The 17440-nt window shown below is 51.4% G+C and carries 19 protein-coding genes; 17 read left to right on the top strand and 2 right to left on the bottom strand.

Going from position 1 to position 17440, the window contains the following annotated elements; all coding sequences use genetic code 11:
* Positions 1–4: 4 nt before the first annotated feature.
* The 5 genes from BJU60_RS02925 to BJU60_RS02905 are packed head-to-tail and all read left to right on the top strand — an operon-like array spanning position 5 to position 4846.
* Positions 5–2254, top strand: a complete 2250-nt coding sequence (locus BJU60_RS02925; RefSeq protein WP_070327406.1) for a DEAD/DEAH box helicase — start codon at positions 5–7, stop codon at positions 2252–2254.
* Positions 2251–3408 carry a ribonuclease H-like domain-containing protein gene (locus BJU60_RS02920; RefSeq protein WP_070327405.1) on the top strand — a complete coding sequence of 386 codons (1158 nt, stop codon included), beginning with the start codon at positions 2251–2253 and terminating at the stop codon, positions 3406–3408. The genes BJU60_RS02925 and BJU60_RS02920 overlap by 4 nt, the downstream gene beginning before the upstream one ends.
* Positions 3405–3950 (top strand): SLOG family protein, encoded by a 546-nt coding sequence (locus tag BJU60_RS02915; protein WP_016509942.1) that lies wholly within the window; start codon positions 3405–3407, stop codon positions 3948–3950. Before BJU60_RS02920 ends, BJU60_RS02915 begins: the two co-directional genes overlap by 4 nt.
* Before the next feature lie 5 nt (positions 3951–3955).
* The gene (gene gpsB / locus BJU60_RS02910) at positions 3956–4252 is read left to right on the top strand and encodes a cell division regulator GpsB (RefSeq protein WP_051121542.1); all 297 of its coding nucleotides are present in this window, start codon (positions 3956–3958) and stop codon (positions 4250–4252) included.
* A gap of 18 nt (positions 4253–4270) precedes the next feature.
* On the top strand, positions 4271–4846 hold the full coding sequence (locus BJU60_RS02905) for a nuclease-related domain-containing protein (RefSeq protein WP_070327404.1): 576 nt from the start codon (positions 4271–4273) through the stop codon (positions 4844–4846).
* 22 nt (positions 4847–4868) lie between these two features.
* Here BJU60_RS02905 and BJU60_RS02900 read toward each other — a convergent pair whose 3' ends face one another.
* Complete coding sequence (locus BJU60_RS02900; protein WP_236633730.1) at positions 4869–5159, bottom strand: hypothetical protein; 291 nt, start codon at positions 5157–5159, stop codon at positions 4869–4871.
* Positions 5160–5250: 91 nt separating this feature from the next.
* Here BJU60_RS02900 and BJU60_RS02895 point away from each other — a divergent pair, with 91 nt between their 5' ends.
* Positions 5251–5502, top strand: a complete 252-nt coding sequence (locus BJU60_RS02895; RefSeq protein ID WP_236633386.1) for a hypothetical protein — start codon at positions 5251–5253, stop codon at positions 5500–5502.
* 34 nt (positions 5503–5536) lie between these two features.
* Here BJU60_RS02895 and BJU60_RS02890 read toward each other — a convergent pair whose 3' ends face one another.
* A complete protein-coding gene (locus BJU60_RS02890) occupies positions 5537–7075 on the bottom strand; it encodes an FAD-dependent monooxygenase (protein WP_083273960.1) in 1539 nt (512 codons plus the stop codon).
* A gap of 95 nt (positions 7076–7170) precedes the next feature.
* Between BJU60_RS02890 and BJU60_RS02885 the strand changes: the two genes are divergently transcribed.
* The 11 genes from BJU60_RS02885 (at position 7171) to BJU60_RS02835 (ending at position 17413) form a co-directional block, all read left to right on the top strand.
* A complete protein-coding gene (locus BJU60_RS02885; protein WP_083274014.1) occupies positions 7171–7797 on the top strand; it encodes an NUDIX hydrolase in 627 nt (208 codons plus the stop codon).
* 65 nt (positions 7798–7862) lie between these two features.
* Positions 7863–8039, top strand: coding sequence for a DUF2187 family protein (locus BJU60_RS02880; protein WP_016509936.1), 177 nt, complete (start codon positions 7863–7865; stop codon positions 8037–8039).
* Between the two features lie 17 nt (positions 8040–8056).
* Positions 8057–9241, top strand: coding sequence for a DUF2157 domain-containing protein (locus BJU60_RS02875; protein WP_070327402.1), 1185 nt, complete (start codon positions 8057–8059; stop codon positions 9239–9241).
* On the top strand, positions 9238–9702 hold the full coding sequence (locus tag BJU60_RS02870) for a GDYXXLXY domain-containing protein (RefSeq protein WP_070327401.1): 465 nt from the start codon (positions 9238–9240) through the stop codon (positions 9700–9702). Before BJU60_RS02875 ends, BJU60_RS02870 begins: the two co-directional genes overlap by 4 nt.
* A 225-nt stretch (positions 9703–9927) precedes the next feature.
* On the top strand, positions 9928–10650 hold the full coding sequence (locus BJU60_RS02865) for a 3D domain-containing protein (RefSeq protein WP_070327400.1): 723 nt from the start codon (positions 9928–9930) through the stop codon (positions 10648–10650).
* 104 nt (positions 10651–10754) lie between these two features.
* Positions 10755–11492, top strand: a complete 738-nt coding sequence (locus BJU60_RS02860) for an ABC transporter ATP-binding protein (protein ID WP_083273959.1) — start codon at positions 10755–10757, stop codon at positions 11490–11492.
* The gene (locus BJU60_RS02855) at positions 11485–12990 is read left to right on the top strand and encodes an ABC transporter permease/substrate-binding protein (protein WP_070327398.1); all 1506 of its coding nucleotides are present in this window, start codon (positions 11485–11487) and stop codon (positions 12988–12990) included. Before BJU60_RS02860 ends, BJU60_RS02855 begins: the two co-directional genes overlap by 8 nt.
* Positions 12987–13859, top strand: coding sequence for a diacylglycerol/lipid kinase family protein (locus BJU60_RS02850; protein WP_070327397.1), 873 nt, complete (start codon positions 12987–12989; stop codon positions 13857–13859). The genes BJU60_RS02855 and BJU60_RS02850 overlap by 4 nt, the downstream gene beginning before the upstream one ends.
* A gap of 125 nt (positions 13860–13984) precedes the next feature.
* Positions 13985–15337, top strand: coding sequence for a sodium-dependent transporter (locus BJU60_RS02845; protein ID WP_070327396.1), 1353 nt, complete (start codon positions 13985–13987; stop codon positions 15335–15337).
* A gap of 146 nt (positions 15338–15483) precedes the next feature.
* Entirely contained in the window at positions 15484–16200 is a 717-nt protein-coding gene (locus BJU60_RS02840) for a 5-bromo-4-chloroindolyl phosphate hydrolysis family protein (RefSeq protein WP_016509957.1), read from the top strand.
* Entirely contained in the window at positions 16184–17413 is a 1230-nt protein-coding gene (locus BJU60_RS02835) for a toxic anion resistance protein (protein WP_070327395.1), read from the top strand. Before BJU60_RS02840 ends, BJU60_RS02835 begins: the two co-directional genes overlap by 17 nt.
* The last annotated feature ends 27 nt before the right edge of the window (positions 17414–17440 follow it).

The raw sequence follows: 17440 nt of genomic DNA, 5'->3' as shown, positions 1-17440 counted from the left end.
TACTATGCGGAAAAAACGTTCCGTCGAAGAGATGATTAAGACATTAAAGACCGACCCGAGTTTTTCCGCCAATGTCACACACTGGCATACGGTCGAGGCACAACCTGCAAGATACGCGGCCATCCCGTCGAGCGTTCCAGACGATCTTGTCCGGGTGTTAAACAGTCGCGGCATCGAGCAATTGTACACGCATCAGGCCGAAGCGGTCGAACAGACGTCACGTGGGAACTCGACTGTCATCGTGACGCCGACAGCTTCTGGTAAAACGCTCTGCTATAACTTGCCCGTGCTGTCTAGAATGATTGAGAAACCGACGGCACGAGCCCTCTATCTGTATCCGACGAAAGCGCTCGCGCAAGACCAGAACAGCGATTTGATGGAGATGGTCGAGGCGCTCGAAGGCGACCTCCGATGCTTCACGTATGATGGGGACACGTCGCCGGCAGCGCGGACGAAAGTGCGGGACGCCGGCAACATCGTCATCACGAACCCGGATATGCTTCACTCAGGGATTTTGCCGCATCACACGAAATGGATCCGGTTGTTTGAAAACCTCGAATATATCGTTGTCGATGAACTGCATACGTATCGCGGCGTATTCGGGAGCCATGTCGCCAACGTCTTTCGGCGGCTCAAACGAATCTGTGCTTACTATGGAAGTTATCCGAAATGGATCATGACGTCCGCGACAATCGCGAACCCGGTCGAGCTGGCCGAGCTGTTGACCGAGGAAGAAGTGACGCTCGTCAACAATAATGGAGCTCCGCAAGGGAGAAAACACCTTATTTTCTATAACCCACCGGTCGTCAATGAAGCGCTCGGGATTCGTCGGAGCGCCACGCTCGAAACGAAGCGGATCGCATCAAAACTTGTCGAGGCCGATATTCAAACGATCGTCTTCGCTCGGTCACGGGTCCGGGTCGAGGTGCTATTGACGTATTTGCAAGAATTGACGAGACGTGAACTCGGACCGAAGTCGATCGTCGGTTATCGGGGCGGTTATCTTCCGTCAGAGCGGCGTGAGATTGAACGCAGGCTCCGGAACGGTGAAATCAAAGCCGTCGTTTCGACGAACGCGCTCGAACTCGGCGTTGACATCGGTCAACTCGAGGCGTGCGTATTGAACGGATATCCCGGCACCGTCGCCTCGCTCTGGCAGCAAGCAGGAAGAGCCGGCCGTCGCCAGTCGGAATCACTCGTCATCTTCGTCGCCTCGTCGTCATCACTCGACCAACTCGTCGTCGAGCAACCAGACCTGATTTTAGAGCGTTCGCCTGAGGCGGCCCGTCTTGACCCGAACAACTTAATTATTTTAGTCGATCATATGAAGTGCGCCGCCTTCGAGCTCCCGTTCCAAAAAGGGGAGCGTTTCGGTACGGTCGAGACCGAGGATATCCTTGATTTCTTGACGGACGCGCAAATCTTGCATGAGCGTGCCAATAAATACTATTGGATGACGGACGCCTTCCCGGCCCACGACATCTCGCTGCGGACGAGCGATCAAGAGAACGTCGTCATCGTCGACCAGACGGCGAAACATCAAGTCATCGGCGAGATGGACACGTTCAGTGCGATGACGCTGCTTCACGACGAGGCGATCTATTTGCATGGGGCCGAGCAATATCAAGTCGAGAAACTCGATTTTGAAGAGAAGAAAGCGTACGTGCGGCGCGTCGATGTCGATTACTACACAGACGCAAACTTGGCTGTGGAGTTAAAAGTGCTAGAAGAAAACAAGACGAGCGGTGCCAAGACGTTCGGTGAAGTGTCGGTCATCGCAATGGCGACGCTGTTCAAGAAGATCAAGTTCGGGACGCATGAGAATATCGGATCTGGTCCGATCCACTTGCCGGAACGGGAGTTGCATACGACGTCGACCTGGTTCACGCTCGATGACCGGTTCGCTTACTCGGAAGCCGATATGGAAGATCAGCTCGAGGCCGTCAGTGACTTGTTGCGCCGGCTCGCCCCGCTCTACTTGATGTGCGACACGCTCGACTTGTTCACGACGATTCAAATGAAAGCGACCCATACGAATAAACCGACCGTCTACTTGTACGACCGCTATCCGGGCGGTATCGGCTTGAGCGAAGCGCTCTTCCGAGACGCCGCTGAAATTTTAGACGCAGCAATCCGCACGGTCGAGGATTGTCCGTGTGTGAGCGGATGCCCACGTTGCGTCGGGATGATCGGCTACGGTGACTTTAAAGACCAAGTTGTCAATCAGTTGACCGCATTGAAAGGGACGATATGAAAGCGAAGCTATCACGACTCATCAAAACAAATGAACCGAAACAAGCGACGGTCACACCAGATGACGCGGAGCAAGCCAAGTGGATCGCGCGAGGTGGCGAGATCTTGACGTTTGAAAGCGAGTGGTGCGTGCGCTTGAAAGAGATTTATCCGCTTGAAGCGACGTATCACGACTTTACGTTCGACGCGGCGAAACGTGCCCTCGGGACGGCAGACCATCCGTTCTTCACGGTCGACGTGCCGTATGACCAAGTGTTGTTCATGGATACGGAGACGACCGGGCTCCGTGGTGCCGGGACGTCCATCTTTTTGATCGGGTTCGCCCGCTTCAAGCCAGACCATCTCGAGATGATTCAGTACGTATTGCCGCACCCGGCGTTTGAGACGGCGTTCTACTATCACTTTCTCAATGACATCGGCGACGAGATCCGGTTCGTGACGTACAATGGAAAATCGTTCGATTGGCCGCAAATCAAGACGCGTCATACGTTCGTCCGGACGAAAGTGAAGGCATTGCCCGCCGTCGGTCATGTCGATCTGTTGCATGCGTCAAGGCGTCTGTTGAAGCCGACACTCGAGTCGGTCTCGTTAAAAGCGGTCGAGGCCCATTTTGGACATGCCCGAACGGACGATCTGCCAGGTTTTCTCGCCCCGATGCATTACTTTCAATACGTCAAAGAGCGGGACCCTGATATTTTACAACCGGTCATCGAGCACCATCACGCCGATTGCTTGAGCCTCGTGTCGCTTTATAAGCGGCTCTGTCACCTCGTCGAAGCAGACGAGCCGACGTTTGGAGAAGAGCGGGCCCATTGGTTGAACGATCTAGGGAGTACGGACGAGGCACTCAAACAGTATGAACGGATCGAGCAACCGACAAAACGAGCGAAAATGCGTCAAGCGCTGCTGTTAAAGCGGACCGGCCGCATCGTCGAAGCGCTTCCTCTTTTCAAAGAAGTCGGGACGACCGAGGCGTTGGTCGAGCTAGCCAAGTATGCAGAACATCAGCAAAAAGATGTCGTGTCAGCCATTCGATATACCGAGCAGGCGATTGCGATCGTGGAACAGCAAAAGACGGTCTTGAAACAGACCGTCCAAAAACAGCAACACGCGCTCAACCATCGTCTAGCTCGGTTAGAAAGGAAGAGGTTATGAAAGTTGTTGCGATTACCGGGTATCGGCCCCATGAGCTTGGGATCTTCAAAGCTGACCATCCTGGCATCGAGATCATCCAAGAAGCGTACCGCCGAAAGATCACAGAAGCAATCGAACTCGGGGCCGAATGGTTCATCTTCAGTGGAACGAACGGTTGTGAATTGTGGGCAGGACAAGTATTGTTAGAGTTAAGAGAAACACACCCGATTAAAATCGCGGTGTTTCCGCCATTTTTAGAGATGGAAGAACGGTATAAGCCGTATGAACAAGAGTTATTCAGCCAGTTGCGGCTCGAAGCCGATTTTTTTGAACCGCTCACGCAACGTCCTTATGAAGACCCGAGTCAGCTGCGCGCAAAAACAGCGTTCTTTTTAGACAAGGCAGCAGGATTAATTACGTTGTATGACGAAGAGACGGGAGGAAGCCCCCGTTTCCTCGTTGAAGGGGCTAAACGAAAACACCAGATGGAACTATTCATGATCACACAAGACGACCTGCGTGTGATCGAGGAAGAAAAACAGTGGGAACAACAGTGGGAGTGAAGACTATGCAAACCGAATTAACAGCCGAAGCAATCTATAAACAAGAATTCAAGACGGCCCTCCGCGGCTACTCGCAAGAAGAAGTCGACCAATTTTTAGACGTCGTCATCCGGGACTATGAGAAGATGGCGAAAGAGATCGAACGTTTGCGACAAGAGAACGAATCGTTGCGCCGCGGTTCAAGCGAACCGACCGAGCCGGTGAAACCGGCCCAACCTGTCGCCTCGAACTACGATATGTTGCGTCGGATTTCAAACTTAGAAAAGGCCGTCTTCGGAAAACAAGTCGGACCTAGCGAATAACGAGAGGAGGTGGAATAGATGTTACAAGTGTTGACGGCCGTCAAGAAAGAGCCGGTGAAACGACAGACGAAAGGATTGTTCCGAACGAAAGAAGAGGTCATCTTGCCGCCGAAATCGTATACGGATGAGATCGTAGAAATCATTCGGCACACGTGTCGATTCGATTGGATGATGATTGAACGAGTCGAAATCGGTGACAACGTGCTCGACTACGTGCTCGTCGGACCGAAAGGCGTCTTTTTAGTCCAAATCAATCGGACGACGACGGCCGTCCATGTGACGAACCGAGAGTGTCGGTTAGAAACCTCACTCGGGTGGAAAAACATCTATCCGCATCCAGTCGAAGGACTCGAGCAGATGACGAAACAAGTTCGGAGCCTATTAAAAAAAGAATGCGGCAAGGCCGTACCGGTCACATCATTTTTAATTTTTCCAGAAGCGTCACGTCTTAAAGTCGAACGTGTTAAAGCGAACTGCGAAGACTCGTTCGAAGCGATCGACAAAGTCATCGCCAAGACGAAACTCGAGCTCCTATCAGAGGCGACAATCAAGCAAATCGCTTATTATTGTTCAGAGCGCCAGTTACATAAGTAAAAAAGGTGCCGCGGCACCTTTTTTACTTTAGTAGCTCTTTTGCTTTTTTTTCATCATTTCGGTGCACGAACAAGGCGACCCGGTCATCCAGGTTTTTGGCGAGCGGTTTAAACAAGCGTCCGGTCGGCAAGCCTTGTTCGATTCGGCACGTGACGCCTTTTTCTGTCAAGTAGGTATAATCCTCGAGTAACTCCTCACCTTGTTTTCCGAACGCCTCACCAAAGCGGACCCATTGTAAGTTACGAATCGTTCGGATTGTCACGAGGATGACGAACAGCGCGCCAAGCGCGATAATCAATATAGTTTCCAACACATTCAACCCCTTCTTTACACAATTTTAAAGGGGGAAACGGTTGAAAGCAACAGCGGCGGACCGTATACTCGAAAAGAAGAGAGGGATGACTGTGAAAACGACGATACAATCACGGCGTGAAGCCGTAAAATTACTGCAAAGTGAGCACGTGCTCTACATTCGAATTCATAACGGACAGACGGGCATGATCAAATCGACGGTCGATGGCATCATCGTCGCGATTCCGAACGAACAGACGGACAAAGTCGATTTTCGGAAATTAGAGGACGTGGAAGCGTTCGAGGCGTTTTATGACTTGACCCTCTCGAAACCGGGGACACTTTATTACAATGCACCATCCTGACAAAAGCTCCACTCTCACGAGTGGAGCTTTTGACTTAAGACGGCAACCAGACCGACAGTTTGTCACGTAGCGGTTCAGGTCGCATATGACGCTGTTTATGCAGCAAGTATCCGTCCGGTCGAATGACGAGGACACCCCGGCGCATGAACAAGGATTTCGCAAGTTCGTTGCCTTGGTCAAAGAAAGGACGGCTTGTTTTAGACAACGTGATGATTTGGAAGAATGATTGATGAGCGTTCAAGTATTCATATAACTCACTTGGGTCACGTTTGCCGTCATCGAGGACGAGCACTTGGAAGCGGCCATCGGCGACTTCTGAGATCTTTTGACGAAGGCCATCATCGGATCGGATCATCTCGATCTCGGGAAAAATCTTTCCTTCGGCGACCCGGATGAACGGTACACGTGAGTGCCCAGGGTAAGACAAATGGAGCTGGGCGATTCGTTCGGTGATCTTTTCATTAATCAAATTGACGCGGGTGAACACGTCCGCTCCGACTGCTTGAAACGGCAATAAAATCGGTAGCGTCGTTTGGAGCACTTCGGTCGCGACGTTCGTCGTCTGCAAGACGTTTCTGGCGACGTGTTCACGCTCGTCCCGGTACGTGTCGACGACACTGAACGGCGCCCCTGCTTTCAGATGAAGCCAAAGCTTCCAGCCGAGGTTGAACGAGTCGGCGATGCCCGTATTCATCCCTTGGCCGCCGACGGGCGAATTGATATGCGCCGCGTCGCCCATTAAGATGACACGGTTATGGATGAACGAGTCGACCATGCGATTGTGCACCCTAAACAGCGAGAACCATTCGACCTCGTCGATTTCTACCGGCATGTGGCTCCGTTGTTCGACCAATTCGTGCAACTCGGCCTCGCTGAATGATTCGTCGCTCGCGAGATTACCGGTAATCCGGATTGTGTCATCCGTCAGCGGGAATACTTCTAACACGCCACGGTCCGAGAAAAAGATGTGTACTTCTTCACGGGAGATGTTCCATTTCGCCTTCATATCGGCCAACACCCAAGACTCTTTGAACGACTTCCCGCTGAACGGGAGCGCGAGCATACGGCGAATCGAACTGTTGGCGCCATCGGCCGCAACGATATACTTGGCTTCGATCGTGCGGTTCGAGTCGGATTCGAGATGGGCGAGCACACGTGTCGGATAGTGGGTCAACGAGACGAGTGACTCGCCGCGCTTGACGTAGTGCCCGTGGTCGTTCAACGCCTGTTCTAAGATGGCCTCGGTCTCGTTTTGTCGCAATAGCGTGACGAACGGGTAAGGTGTGACGAGACGTGAGAACTCGAGTTTGGCCGTCCACTGCCCAGAAAAGTATAAGTTTCCTTTTTCGATTGTTCTGGCGCGACTGAGTACTTCTTTGGCGACATCAAGGCGTGAAAACACTTCGATTGTTCGCGGCTGAATCCCGATGGCCCGTGAGTTGTTCGAAGGCGTCGTTTTTCGATCGATGATTTCAAAAGAGATTCCATATCTGGCTAATGTCAAAGCGAGTGTGAGTCCTGTCGGCCCCGCCCCGACAATCAATATATCAACTTGTTGAACCAATTCCACCATCTCCTATCATTAATAATGATATTTCCGACATTTGCCACGTTTAAACGAGGAGACGCTGGTGGAACTGTAAAACAGAGAGAGCGAGGTTGAAAATCATGAAACAATCATGGGTTACTGAAGCGAAATTACGAGAAAGTTTCTCGATGGAAGAAAATTATGAACAGACCGCCGCCGTCTTGATCCCGTTGACGCGAATCGATGACGTCTGGCACGTCGTCTTTGAAGTCCGGGCCCATACGATGCGGCGCCAACCTGGAGAGATCTCGTTCCCGGGAGGTCGGCTCGAGCGAGGGGAGACACCTGTCGAGGCCGCGGTCCGAGAGACGAGTGAAGAACTCGAGGTACCGCTCGAGACGATCGAGGTCATCGGTCGCTTACAGCCGCTCGCCACGCCGCACCGTCAACTCATCTATCCGTTCGTCGGGATGATTCCGACAGTTCCGGACGTACGTCAAACGGATGAAGTCGATCATTTGTTCACTGTTCCCGTCGAAACGTTACTGTTAATTGATCCGTTTCACGGCGAGATGGAATGGACGATGAATCCGGATCAAAATATTCCGTTTGACCGAATGGCGAACGCTAAAGCGTATGAAAAACGGGTAATTAAAATGAGAGAACCTTTTTACGAACATGAAGACTACATTATTTGGGGATTGACTGGAAAAATTTTGTCACAATTCATCAAATGTACAAAAGAAAACGTATTCAAACCTATATAATTTAGTTATAATGATAAAAACAAATTTAAGATTGGAAGTGAATGGGTGTGTCTTTAGAATTCGCTGTGGGTGATATCGTCAAGTCAACTCGTGAAGGATGGGTCGCAGAAGTGACTGCCGTATTAACGAATACGGTCATCGGGGACGTTTCCATCATGGAGGAATATCAACAGCTCGGCCTCGAGTTTGAGAAACAGGTTTTGTTGAAAAAAGAATTGGAATTGATTGAACGCGCCAGCTGACCTTTTAACCGAAAGGGATGATTCAGGTGTCCATTGACAAAAAAGTTCGTGAATGGAAAGAGGCGGGTTTGCTAGATGAAACGACCGGTCAACGGTTGATTGATTTTGAATATAAGAAATTGGCGGTTAGTGACAAACGTGAGCACAAACCGCCAATTCTTGTCATTATCGGATCAATCCTGCTCGCCCTTAGTCTATTCAGTTTTGTCGCCGCCAACTGGCAAGCGATCCCAGACCTCGTCAAAGTATCCATATTCCTTGTCTTCATGCTCGGGATGTACGTAGCAGCGGAGCGGCTTCAAGTGAAAGCCCCTCGGTATGTGACGTTGTTCCGCGTCCTCGGCGTCGTTTTCTTCGTCGCCACGATGATTGTCATCTTCACAACGTATAATCTTTCCTCGCAACTACCGCTTCTGTTCTGGCTATTCTTTGCTGTCGCCGTCCTGCACAAACTGATCTATAAGCACCCGATCTTCACGTTCATCGCAGCGCTAGCCGCTTTTTTAGCGGTCACGAACAGTTTTCAAGGAATCGGGATCACACTCATCCTGTTCGGCCTGCTCGTGACGTGGGTTTGGTTCCATTACGGTGATAACGAGCTCGACCGGATTTTCGCCTGGTTCAGCTTTTACGGACTGTTGCTCACGATCGGTCAGTATATCGATTACGAGGGACGGTTTTGGCCGCTTTGGGCACTCGCAGCACTGCATATCCTGTTCCTCGTCTACCGGGAGCGGGCTCAGTGGCAGTATCTCTACTTGTTCGTCGCTGCCATCTTGTCCATCGGTTACTTGGTCAATGCGACCGAGGGTTGGTTGTCTCAACGTCAGCCGTCCGTCATCGAGGCCACGCTGCTTTCCGTCGTCCTCGTGGCTGTGTACTTGACACATCGTCGCCCCGATTTGCTGTGGGTGAGCCTACTCGCGGTCATCCCGTTCTCGCTATTCGAAGATTCAGGTATCTTACTCGCGATCTTGCTTGAAGTGGTAGCGCTCGCTTACTTGATCATGCAAGACCATGAGCGGAAACCGATCGTTTTGGCGTTCATCTATTTCTTGCTTGTCCAAATGACGATCTACTTCATTTATGTTTGGGACCGGCTCGACATCTCGCTCTTCTTCTTGATCGGGGCGTTGATCGTATTCGCGTTGTCGCTCGCGTTGTGGTGGCGTAGCCGTACGAGAGGGGATGCTCGGACATGAAACGAATCACTCCTTGGCTTGTACCGATCGTACAAGTATTGATTGCCATCGGTTTTATCTTGCTCGTTTATGCGGTGTCTTGGTTCGGCCAGTCGTATACGTTCAAAGCGACGTCGTACGAGCCGTATGACCCATTTTTTGGGGATTACGTCTATCTCGAGTTCGATTCGTTGGAAGGGCGACAAGATGTCGATTCCGGGACGGTCTACGTCTCATTCAAAACAGATGACGCTGGTTTTGCTACAATCGACCGGGTCAGCTCCCGACCGTTTTTTGGTGGGACGCGGGCTGAATATTACGATCGCCAAGTCTTCATCACCGACATGAGTTCATACCGTGTCGCCGAGGACGAGAAAGCGGTGATCGAAGGTGCGAAAACGTTCGAAGTTGAAGTCGACGTGGCGCCTTGGGGGATGGTCCGGGCCCATGATTTACGTCCAATCGAAGCTGAAACAGAATGACAAACAGATTACAGATTTGTTACGAGAACGTTTGTAACCGATCTGTAATTTTTTTGTTAGGTCGCTTGTATAGCAACGTTTTCGGCAATTGTTACAATCTGTAACTAAGCGTTCGCCCATATGTCAGCAATATTTCACTTCGTCAAAACCACTTCTCGGGTTCGAGACGGCATGGTAAATTTACTCCTGTTCGTTAGAAGACGAGAAAGGGCTGACCTAATCACTATGAAATATTTAAAATATATGATGACGCTTCTGTTTGTCGTCGCCGGTATGTTCGTAATTGCTACGACTGCCGACGCTGCTCAAATTGGAATCGGAACAGAACAGAAAATCGTACAAAACCCGCTTGAATTGGAACGGATTGCGATCGAGCTTGAACGCCAACAAAAAATCGAGCGTGAAAAGCGACTCGCGGAAGAGAAGCGCCTCGCTGAAGAGAAACGAGTGGCAGAAGAACAAGCCAAGCAGCAGGCAGAGCGGGAAGCGAAACGGTTGGCGGAAGCCAAGCGAATCGCGGCTGAGGAAGCGCGGCTTGCAGAAGCAGCGAAACGCCAGGCAGAAGCGACAGCAAAGCAAGCGAAAGCAGAGCAAGCCACGACAAACGCTGTGGCGACACCTGTCTCGACAAGCAGCGGGCGCGTCATTCAAGCCGAGTCGACAGCTTACACGAATGATGCGGCAGACAACGGCTCATACGGGGGCCGGGTGTTGACGGCGACGGGACACGACGTGACGGATTCGATTTTTTATAACGGCATGCGCATCATCGCCGTCGATCCGGCCGTCATCCCGCTCGGTACGGTCGTACAGATCGAAGGGATCGGTCAAGCGATCGCTCTCGATACAGGGGGACGCATTAAAGGCAACATCGTCGATCTACTCGTCGATACGAAGAGCGAGGCAATCAATTGGGGTCGTCGCCACGTTACCATCACACTTCCATAACGAAAAGGTTCTCCCGCGGGAGAACCTTTTGTTGTTTAACAATCGTTGGAAACGGGCAAACTAATATTTGACTTTCATATAATGTGAAAAGCCGAGGAGGGATTGTGTTGATTGAATTTCAAAATGTTTCCAAGCGTTACGATGATGGGACATTGGCCGTCGCAAACTTGAGTTTGACGGTACGAAAAGGAGAGATTTTCGTATTGATCGGGCCATCAGGTTGTGGCAAGACGACGACGATGAAGATGGTGAATCGTCTGATTGACCACACTGACGGGAAAATCCTGATTGATGAGCGCGAAATCTATCAGTTCGACATTTATGAACTGCGACGCAACATCGGCTACGTGCTCCAACAAATCGCATTGTTCCCGCATTTGACGGTCGAAGAGAACATCGCCGTCGTTCCGGACCTATTGAAATGGCCGAAGACGAAGACGAAAGACCGTGTGACCGAACTGATGAAAATCGCCGGTCTCGACCCTGTCCTCCGTTCTAAAAAACCGCCTGAACTGTCGGGTGGTCAACAACAACGAGTCGGCGTCCTGCGAGCGCTCGCGGCCGACCCGGAAGTTATTTTAATGGATGAACCGTTCTCGGCGCTCGATCCGATCAGTCGGGCCCAGCTCCAAGATGACATCAAACGGTTGAACGATGAGTTAGGGAAGACGATTCTGTTCGTCACTCATGACATTGAGGAGGCGATGAAACTCGGGGACCGGATCGCTCTCATGCGTGACGGAAAACTGGTCATCGTCGGCACGCCTGACGAGATTCGAGCGAGTGATGATCCGTTCGTGCTCGACTTTACACAACACGGAAGAGGTGAGGCAGATGCTTGAAACGTTCCAAAACCGACGCGGGGAATTGGTCGAAGCGCTAATCGAGCATCTACAACTTTCTGTCGTCTCCCTTTTGATTGCGGTGTTGATTGCGGTCCCGCTAGGCATCTGGCTGACGCGGCGTAAAAAAGTGGCCGAAACGGCAATCGGCTTCACCGCCATCATCCAAACGATTCCTTCTTTGGCTCTACTCGGTCTTATGATTCCGCTCGTTGGGATCGGTGCACTTCCTGCCACGATTGCGCTCGTTCTGTACGCGTTGTTGCCAATCCTTCGCAATACGTTCACAGGGTTGAACGAAGTCGATAAGTCACTGATCGAAGCCGCGCAAGGTTGCGGCATGAAACCGAACCAAAGTTTGATGAGAGTCGAACTACCGCTCGCACTACCGGTCATCATGGCCGGGATTCGAACGGCGATGGTGTTAATTGTCGGTACAGCCACGCTGGCGGCACTCGTCGGAGCAGGCGGACTCGGGACGTTGATCCTGCTTGGAATTAACCGAAACGACAACTATTTGATTTTGCTCGGAGCGATTCCAGCAGCCATTCTCGCATTATTGTTCGACTTCTTGCTCCGTCAAATGGAAGGTGCGACGGCGACCCGCAACAAGACGAAGCTGATCGCCGTATCGACCGTCTTGGCGTTAATTATCGCAGCACCGCTCGCGTTGGGCCGCACCCAACAGACCGACCTCGTCGTCGCCGGGAAGCTCGGTCCCGAGCCGGAGATCTTGATGAACATGTACAAACTGTTGATCGAAGAAGAGACGGATCTGACCGTATCGGTCCGTCCGAACTTCGGAGAGACGACGTTCGTATGGGGAGCGTTAAAATCCGGTGATGTCGATATTTATCCTGAATTTACCGGGACGGTACTCGCGAGTTTAGTGAAAGAAACACCGAATTCAAACGATGCCCGTGAAGTGTACGAACAAGCACGGGATGCGCTAGCAGACGACGGCTTCGCTTTACTTGAACCGATGCAGTTCAATAACACGTACGCCATCGCGATCCCGCGTGACTATGCGGAAACTGAAGGCGTCACGACGATTTCTGATTTACGTAGCGTGCAAAATGACATCCAGGCCGGGTTCACGCTCGAGTTCACGGACCGTGAAGACGGATATCCAGGACTTCAGCAAGCGTACGGACTTGATTTCCCTTCTGTCGTTTCGATGGAGCAGAAACTTCGTTACCGCGCCATCGCACGGGGCGACGTCAATCTTGTTGATGCGTATGCGACCGACCCGGATATCGCCGAAAACGACCTGCTCGTGTTAGAAGACGATCAACAGTTCTTCCCGCCTTATCAAGGTGCTCCACTCTTGAAAGCAGAAACGCTTGAAGAACATCCGGAAATCGAGGACGCGCTCAACCAGTTGGGCGGACTCATCACTGACGAAGAGATGTCTGAATTGAACCGTCGGGTCGCTTACGGGAAAGAACGGGCCTACGACGTGGCCGAAGACTTCTTGGAACAAGCGGGTCTATTATGAAGGCGATGATCATTTCGAACCCGAAGTCGGGTGCGAGCGAGACGATGCTCGGCGAAGTGGTCGGGACAATCGAGTCGATGTATCAAGAGATTCTCATCCAAAAGACGCTAGCTGAAGGGGATGCAGCGCGCCTTGCTCGAACGAGCAGTGGGTTCGATCATTTGATCGTCATCGGTGGGGATGGGACGCTTCATGAAGTCGTCAACGGATTGATGGCGTTGCCTCGTGACGAACGTCCGAGCGTCGGTCTCGTACCGGCGGGGACGTGCAACGACTTCGCGAGGGCGATTGATCTGCCTGTCGAACCGATTGAGGCGGCTCGCCTGTTTAAAATGAGCGAGCAGCAATCGGTCGATGTGATGCGTGTCAACGAACGGTTCGGTCTCAACTTTGTCGGGGTCGGATTGATCGCGGACGCTTCCCGACAGATCGATCCGCTCCAAAAAGAAACGCTCGGCTCGATTGGATACTTTTTAGCGACGATCCGTCAGTTCCGCGAACTCGATCCGTTCAAGGTCCGTATCGAGCGGGCGGGCGAGGTCATCCACGATGGGGCCGTCAGTTTTCTATACGTCGGCAACGGTGCCTATCTCGGAACGGTCCCGACGAAGCTCGCGACGCAATCGTTCACGGACGGTCTCGTCGAAGTCGTCCATAGCTCGGCCATCGGCTTCCCGATGATTCGTCAGCTATTGACGCAACAGCTCGGACTCGAACAGTCGTCGCCAGAATGGGTCCATCTCCAAATGGAGCAACTTGATGTGTTTTTACGTGAGCCACAAGTCATCGATGTGGACGGTGAACACTTTGAGACGGATCATTTACAGATTGAAGTGTTGCCGAATGAGCTGACATTTCTCGTCCCATAATCGTTTACGAAGGCAGAGGAAAGAATTCAGACTTTTCTCTGTTTTTTGTTGTTCTCGTTTCTGAACCGTGTTAGTATTTCACTATTATTATGAAAATGAAATGAAATTAGGAAGTAGGGATAGTAATGGCGCAAAATTCGTTCGCCTCAAAAATTGGATTCATTTTAGCGGCCGCAGGGTCCGCAATCGGTCTCGGTGCCATCTGGAAATTTCCATATGTCACGGGAACAAGTGGGGGCGGCGCCTTTTTACTTATGTTTTTAGCATTCACATTCTTACTCGGTCTGCCGCTTCTCATCGGAGAGTTCATCGTCGGGCGTTCGACGCAAAAGACGGCGCTCCTTGCCTTTAAAAAACTCGGCCATCGCCGTTGGACATTGGTCGGTTACCTCGGCGTAATCGCTTGCTTCTTACTGCTATCATTCTACAGTGTCATCGGTGGATGGGTGTTGATCTACGTCGGGCTCGGCTTGAGCGGGACGCTCAGTGGTCGGTCACCTGACGAGTTCGGGACCGTGTTCGCGGACGTCGTCGCATCACCTGGGATTGCCGTCTTCGGACAATTTTTATTCTTATTGATCACGCTACTCATCGTCTTGAAAGGGGTAGAAGGCGGAATCGAGCGGATGAGCAAGATTTTAATGCCGCTCCTGTTCGTCAGTTTCATCGTGCTCGTCATCCGCTCGTTGACACTTGACGGTGCCATGGAAGGGGTCCGCTTCTTCTTGCAGCCTGACTTCTCGGCACTGACCGGCGAGTCGGTCTTGTTCGCGCTCGGGCAAGCGTTCTTCTCGCTGTCGCTCGGAGTGGCGGCGATGCTCACATACGCCTCGTACATTCAAACGAAAGGGACGCTCAACCGCTCGGCAAATATGATCGTCTTGTTGAACGTCACCGTTTCAATTTTGGCGGGGCTCGCCATCTTCCCGGCCGTCTTCGCCTCGGGGCTCGATCCGGCAGAAGGCCCGGCGCTCCTGTTCGTCGTGTTGCCGGCCGTATTTAACCAAGTCCCACTCGGCGGCTTCTTCATGGTATTGTTCTTCTTATTGTTCACGTTCGCCTCGATCACGTCTTCGATCGCGATGCTCGAAGTCGTCGTCGCCGGTGTGACGGATAAATTGAACGAGAAGAAACAAACGATGTCGAAGCGTAACGTCACACTCCTCTCGGCGGCCATCGTGTTCGCCGTCGGGATCCCCTCGGCCTTATCGTTCGGACTGATGAGTGAGTTGCAGTTCTTGAACGGCCGTACGTTCTTTGACTCGATGGACTATGTCGTCAGTTACATCCTCATGCCGACAGGTGCGTTACTCACGTCGATCTTTGTCGGACATGTCGTCGATGAGCGTATTTTGCAAGACGAGATTAAAACGTCCGGGACAGGCGCTAAACTGTATCCGGTATGGCGTTTCCTCATTCGTTACGTCATCCCGGTGACGGTCGCAATCGTTATGGTCTCGACATGGGTAATCAGCTAAGCAAGGGGAACTTCCCCTTGCTTTTTTTCGTACTTGCGACCGAGAGAGGGGACGTCGTCATTATGCTAAGCTTATAAAGATGACGAAACTTTTGTTGACGGTTCACGTAAGGTACAATAGAAGTATCATGAGACGAGGTGACAAGGATGAAGACATGGATGAAATGGGCCCTGACCGGGGCGATCCTGTATTTTGCCATAAGTGTGTTTGATTTCTCCTGGCTGTTTATCATCGTCGGGGCGCTCGTATTGAACGAGGTGTGGTCGAGTAACAAACGACGTAAGCGGGCACCCGCACCGGTAGCGAAACGGGCGAAGAAAAAACTGCTACTCGATGAAGAAGAACCGTTCGTCGGTTCTCGCATCCTTAAACCGATGGAAGATGTGGCACCGGTCCGTCAGTTCGAAGCGACAGACGACTTGGAACTACAATTTTTACAACGGACGATCGAGCAAGGGTACGAGAAACTCCAGCAGATCGATCGTATCTTGCCTGAAATAAAAGATGTCGAAGTTCGTCGTGAAATGAAGGCGGTCTCGAGAGAGGCCCACGAACTGTTTGCCGAATTGTTCGAGAACCCTCAAGACGCGAAGCACGTCAGAGATCTGTTTACGTTTTATTTGGACTCGCTCGTGTCCGTCGTCTTGAAATTTAAAGAACTAGAAGGAAAACGTGTCGTCATTCAAGAAGAGACACGAGAGCAACTGATCACCAATATGCGGCTCATCGTCGATAAGTTCAAAGAACAACGGAGCCGTCTGCTCGAAGACGACGCTGTCGACTTCGAACGCGAATTGATCATGATGGAACGGGTATTGGCAGATCAACCGGAAGGGAGAAAAAAACATGACTTCATCGAATGAAACGAACTGGCAGTCATGGCCAGAAGAAGAGCCCACTTCACAGACAAAAACAAAGACCGAGACAGAGGAAATCTCTGACCCGTCTGTGGATTGGTCCTCGATGACAGAAAAACATGAGGTGCCGGCCATCCAACCGAAAGCCGACGTGCCGCAACAACACCGGGAACGAATCACCCGGATCGCCGAGTCGATCGATATTAAAAAAACAGACTCCGTCATGTTATTCGGATCGAACGTCCAACGGGAACTATCTCAATTCTCTGACCAGATCTTGACCGAGGTCCGCATGAAAGACGGTGGTGACGCAGGTAAGTTACTGTCCGATTTGATGCAAAACGTTCGGAAGATGGACCCGGATATGCTTCAACCGGAGAAGAAGAGTTTTATGGACAACTTGCCGCTCATCGGACGAGCGAAAAAGAAAGCTGAAAATTATAAGCTTCAATTTGAAAAAATGAACGTCTATTTGGAAGAAGTCATTCACAATCTCGACCGAGCCAAGTTCGGTCTGATGAAGGACATTACGATGCTCGATCAAATGTATGACAAGAACAAGCGCTACTTCGAAGAATTGAACGTTTATATCGCAGCCGGTGAGACGAAGCTCGACCACGTTCGCGATCACGAGATCACGCCGCTCCGTCAAGAAGTCGAAACGACGAGAGATCAAGTGAAGCTGCAACAGCTAAACGATATGATCCAACTGACAGACCGGTTCGAGAAGAAGTTGCATGATTTGAAGTTGAGTCGGACGATCAGTCTGCAGATGGCACCACAAATCCGTGTCATCCAACAAAATAACCAAATCTTAGCGGAGAAAATCGAGTCGGCTGTCGTCAACACGATTCCGCTTTGGAAAAACCAAGTCGTCCTCGCTCTCAGCTTGACGCGCCAGAAAACGGCACTCCGGATGCAGCAAGACGTCACGAAGACGACGAACCAACTGCTCGAACAAAACTCGAAAATGTTGAAAGACTCGTCGATCGAGATCGCAACCGAGAACGAAAAAGGGATCGTTTCGGTCGAATCGCTCAAAGTCGCGCACGAGAATCTATTGTCAACGCTCGACGAAACGCTGCGTATCCAACAGGAAGGCAAGCAGAAGCGTCGTGAGGCCGAACGTGAGCTCGATCGGATGGAGCACGAACTGAAAGAAAAAGTCATCGAAATTGCCTCAAAGAATAAAGAGTTGCCAAAAGAGACTGGATACTAAAAAGAAAGTCTGAGCATTCAGACTTTC

Source organism: Exiguobacterium aurantiacum (assembly GCF_001766415.1).
Taxonomy (GTDB): Bacteria; Bacillota; Bacilli; order Exiguobacteriales; family Exiguobacteriaceae; genus Exiguobacterium; species Exiguobacterium aurantiacum_A.
This window is presented reverse-complemented; position numbering and strand designations above follow the sequence as displayed.

Bases quoted from the DNA above. Each gene is read 5' to 3' on its own strand.
- BJU60_RS02850 (WP_070327397.1), top strand. From the start codon at position 12,987: ATGAAGGCGATGATCATTTCGAACCCGAAGTCGGGTGCGAGCGAGACG.
- BJU60_RS02845 (WP_070327396.1), top strand. From the start codon at position 13,985: ATGGCGCAAAATTCGTTCGCCTCAAAAATTGGATTCATTTTAGCGGCC.
- BJU60_RS02835 (WP_070327395.1), top strand. From the start codon at position 16,184: ATGACTTCATCGAATGAAACGAACTGGCAGTCATGGCCAGAAGAAGAG.
- BJU60_RS02925 (WP_070327406.1), top strand. From the start codon at position 5: ATGCGGAAAAAACGTTCCGTCGAAGAGATGATTAAGACATTAAAGACC.
- gpsB (WP_051121542.1), top strand. From the start codon at position 3,956: ATGCAAACCGAATTAACAGCCGAAGCAATCTATAAACAAGAATTCAAG.
- BJU60_RS02915 (WP_016509942.1), top strand. From the start codon at position 3,405: ATGAAAGTTGTTGCGATTACCGGGTATCGGCCCCATGAGCTTGGGATC.
- BJU60_RS02885 (WP_083274014.1), top strand. From the start codon at position 7,171: ATGAAACAATCATGGGTTACTGAAGCGAAATTACGAGAAAGTTTCTCG.
- BJU60_RS02875 (WP_070327402.1), top strand. From the start codon at position 8,057: ATGATTCAGGTGTCCATTGACAAAAAAGTTCGTGAATGGAAAGAGGCG.
- BJU60_RS02855 (WP_070327398.1), top strand. From the start codon at position 11,485: ATGCTTGAAACGTTCCAAAACCGACGCGGGGAATTGGTCGAAGCGCTA.
- BJU60_RS02920 (WP_070327405.1), top strand. From the start codon at position 2,251: ATGAAAGCGAAGCTATCACGACTCATCAAAACAAATGAACCGAAACAA.
- BJU60_RS02905 (WP_070327404.1), top strand. From the start codon at position 4,271: ATGTTACAAGTGTTGACGGCCGTCAAGAAAGAGCCGGTGAAACGACAG.
- BJU60_RS02865 (WP_070327400.1), top strand. From the start codon at position 9,928: ATGAAATATTTAAAATATATGATGACGCTTCTGTTTGTCGTCGCCGGT.
- BJU60_RS02870 (WP_070327401.1), top strand. From the start codon at position 9,238: ATGAAACGAATCACTCCTTGGCTTGTACCGATCGTACAAGTATTGATT.
- BJU60_RS02890 (WP_083273960.1), bottom strand. From the start codon at position 7,075: ATGGTGGAATTGGTTCAACAAGTTGATATATTGATTGTCGGGGCGGGG.
- BJU60_RS02840 (WP_016509957.1), top strand. From the start codon at position 15,484: ATGAAGACATGGATGAAATGGGCCCTGACCGGGGCGATCCTGTATTTT.